This is a genomic window from Streptomyces sp. NPDC048434, from assembly GCF_043200375.1.
Taxonomy (GTDB): domain Bacteria; phylum Actinomycetota; class Actinomycetes; order Streptomycetales; family Streptomycetaceae; genus Streptomyces.
Window position 1 is genome coordinate 1 of record NZ_JBICXQ010000079.1, and the last position, 4,019, is coordinate 4,019.

Genomic DNA, 4,019 nt, shown 5'->3' on the forward strand with positions numbered 1-4,019 from the left:
GTCACGAACTCCGCCAACCGACCCGCCTGCGCAGCCACCGCCGCACCGGACCGCGCCGACAACACCCACGCCACCGGACCCGCAGACTCCAGCCCATCCAGGACAGGGGCGTCCAGGGCCGGAACATCCTGCGCGGGCTGTTCCAGGATGAGGTGGACGTTGGTGCCGCTGATCCCGAACGCCGACACACCAGCCCGCCGCGGACCGGAACCCGCCGGCCATTCCCGAGGTGCGGTCAGCAGTTCCACCGCCCCGGCCGACCAGTCCACATGCGACGACGGAGCATCCACGTGCAGCGTCTGGGGCAGCATGCCGTGCCGCATTGCCTGCACCATCTTGATCACACTGGCCACACCGGCAGCAGCCTGCGTGTGGCCGATGTTCGACTTCACCGACCCCAGCAGCAACGGCCGGCCCTCCGGCCGATCCTGACCATAGGTCGCCAGCAGCGCCTGCGCCTCGATCGGGTCACCCAATGCGGTACCGGTGCCATGCGCCTCCACCACATCAACATCGCCCGGCTGCAACCTTGCGCTCGCCAACGCAGCCCGGATCACCCGCTGCTGCGAAGGCCCGTTCGGCGCCGACAAGCCGTTGCTGGCCCCGTCCTGGTTGACCGCACTGCCCGCCACGACCGCCAACACCCGGTGGCCACGAGCGCGCGCATCCGACAGCCGCTCCAGCGCCACCATCCCGACGCCTTCGCCCCACCCGGTACCGTCAGCGGCATCCGCGAACGGCTTGCACCGGCCGTTAGCGGCCAGTCCTCGCTGCCGCGCGAACTCCGTGTATGTCCCTGAGGTGGCCATCACCGTGACGCCACCGGCCAGCGCGATCCCGCACTCCCCGGACCGCAGCGCCTGCGCCGCAAGGTGAATCGCCGTCAGCGACGAGGAACACGCCGTGTCGATCGAGACGGCGGGACCCTGCAGCCCAAGCGAGTACGCCACCCGACCCGACGCCACACTCGCCGTGGTCCCGGTCATCCCGAAGCCGCCGGCACCGTCCTGCTCACTGATCCGGTACCCCGAGGCGACGATCCCGGCGTAGACGCCGGTGTCGGTGCCACGCAGCGAACCCGGGGCGATCCCCGCGTCCTCCAGTGCCTCCCAACAGGTCTCCAGCAACAACCGCTGCTGGGGATCCATCCCCAACGCCTCACGCGGACTGATCCCGAAGAACTCCGCATCAAAAGCACCAGCACCATCCAGGAACCCACCCACCCGGGCAAAAGCCCCCGCATCATCACCGGAATCAGCATCCGGCAAGCCGGCCACGTCCCAGCCGCGATTCGCCGGGAAGCCCGACATCGCGTCGGTCCCTGCGGCGACCAGCTGCCAGAAACCGTCCGGGTCCTCGACCCCGCCCGGGAACCGGCAACCCATACCGACAATCGCCACCGGCTCGTCCGTGCCGACACGGACCACCGGCACAGCGGTCTCCCCGACGACCCCGTCGGCGCCACATGCCTCTGCCACCAGGTACCGGGCAACCTCCAGCGGTGTCGGCTGGTCGAAAACCAAGGTGGCGGGCAGGCTCAGGCCCGTCTCAGTCGCGAGCCGGTTGCGCAGCTCCAGCCCGGTCAGGGAGTCGATACCCATGTCCCGGAAGGCCCGCTGAGGATCGATGTCCCCAGCGCGTTCATGGCCCAGAACGACAGCGGCAGCGGCCCGGACGATGTCCACGACGTCATGCTCACGCTCAGCGGGACTGAGCGCGGCCAACCGGGCCGCCAGGCCACCCGTGTCCGCGGCCGTGGCCACGGCCGCGGTCGGGCGTGCGGAGACACCACCAGCAGCCAAGCCGCGCAGCAACGCGGGCACCGGCCGCCCTCCGCGAGACAGCCCCGTCAGGTCCAGCCGGGCCGGGACCGCCAACGGCGCACCCAACGCGGCAGCGGCCTCGAACAGCGCCAGGCCCTGCTCGGTCGCCAGCGGCTGAACACCGCCACGGCGCAGACGCGACAGGCCCGCACCCTCCAGATGCCCCGTCATCTCCGACGCCTGGGCCCACAGCCCCCAGGCCAGCGACTGACCAGCCAGGTGCCGGTCGCGGCGGTAGGCGGCCAGCGCGTCCAGGAACGCGTTGGCAGCGGCGTAACTCCCCTGGCCCGCGCTGCCCATGACAGCCGCAGCCGAGGAGTACAACACGAACCCGGCCAGACCCGCGCCCTCGGTCAACTCGTGCAGGTTCCACGCCGCGTCGGCCTTCGCCGACAGGACGGTCGCCATGCGCTGCGGTGTCAGCGACTCCACGGTAGCGTCGTCGATCACACCGGCGGCGTGCACCACCGCGGTCAACGGCCGCTCAGCCGTGCTCCGCGCCAGGACCGAGGCGAGGGCGTCGCGGTCGGCGGCGTCGCCGGCCTGCACCCGCACCTCCGCACCCGACTGCGCCAACTCCGCAACCAGACGGGCAACCCCCGGCGCGGCCGGGCCGCGCCGCGACATCAGCAGCAGGTGCCGCATGCCACGGGCATCCACCAGGTGCCGGGCCAACTCCCCACCCAGCGTCCCCGTTCCGCCGGTGACCAGGACGGTGCCCTGCGGGTCCCACTCGGCGGGGACGTTCAGTACGACCTTGCCGAGGTGCCGGGCGGCCTGCAGATACCGCAGCGCCGTCACAGCCTGGGAGAGCTCGAAGCACGTCACCGGCGGCGGAACCAGCGTGCCCGCCTCGAACATCGCCCCCAGCTCAGCGAACATCTCCGCGATCCGCGGAACGCCCGCGTCCATCAGGTCGAACGCCTGGTAGACGACCCCGGGGTAGGCCTGGGCGACCTGCTCGGGGTTCCGGATGTCGGTCTTGCCCATCTCAACGAACTGACCGCCGCGCGGCAGCAGCCGCAGCGACGCGTCCGTGAACTCCCCGGCCAGCGCGTTGACGACCACGTCCACGCCCTCGCCACCGGTCACGGCCAGGAACCGCTCGCAGAAAGCCAGATCACGAGTGGAGGCGATATGCGTCTCGTCCACACCCATCGCCCGCAAGGCCGGCTGCTTGGCCGGGCTGGCGGTGGCGAAGACCTCCAAGCCCCATTCCATTGCCAACTGCACCGCAGCCGTACCCACACCACCAGTACCGGCATGAATGAGGACTCGCTGCCCGGGACGGACCTGAGCCAGATCCCGCAACGCGTAGAACGCCGTTAGGAACCCTGCCGACACTGCCGCGGCCTGCTGGAACGACCAACCCTGCGGGATCGGGGCAAGCAGGCGGCTGTCCACGATCCCGACCGGCCCCCAGCCCGGCACCAGACCCATCACCGGCTGACCCACCGTCAGATCGGTCACTCCGGGACCGGTCTCCAGGACGACCCCAGCGCCCTCTGCGCCAAGGACCCGGCCATCCATGACCATTCCCAGACCGGCGACCACGTCATGGAAGTTCACGCCCGCCGCACGCAGACCGACCCGGACCTGCCCCTCCGACAACTCGGCGCCCGTCTCAGGAGCATCGACAACAGCCGCACTGCTCAGGTCACCCGGCTGGGCCACCTCAACCCGCCACCCCGAACCACCCGGCAGCACCAACTCACCGGACACACCGGCCCGGACCAGCCGCCGACCGAACGCCACCACATCCCCGCCGCTATTGCTGGTGGAGTCAGTGCCAGGGCGCACACGGATCTCAGACTCGTCGGCATCCAGTGCCACGGCCAGGACGGTGTCCACGTCGGCGTCGTGGGTGGGGTCCAGGCCGGCCGCCGGGTCGACATCGACCAGCAGCAGACGACCAGGATGCTCAGACTGCGCCGAGCGGACCAAGCCTGCCACCGCCGCGCCGGCCAGATCCTGCCCAGCAGCCACACCCTGGGTCCAGATCACCAACCGCGCACCGTCGGTCTCGGGATCGGCCAGCCACTGCTGCACCCAACCCAACGCCGTCGCGGCAGCCAGCTGAGCCGCCTGCGGCGCCGAAGTACCGGACGGGGCAGCCGGAACCGCAGCAACAACCACCGGGGCCACCTCGGACCCGACCGACTCACCGTGCCGCGCCCACTGCACGACGGCATCAGA

General features: G+C 70.8%; 1 protein-coding gene. It reads right to left on the reverse strand.

The annotated features are described in order from the left end of the window. A partial coding sequence (locus ACGFWI_RS38840) for an SDR family NAD(P)-dependent oxidoreductase (RefSeq protein ID WP_393910780.1) occupies nt 1-3,959 on the reverse strand: 3,959 nt, incomplete at its 3' end. Nucleotides 3,960-4,019: the final 60 nt, after the last annotated feature.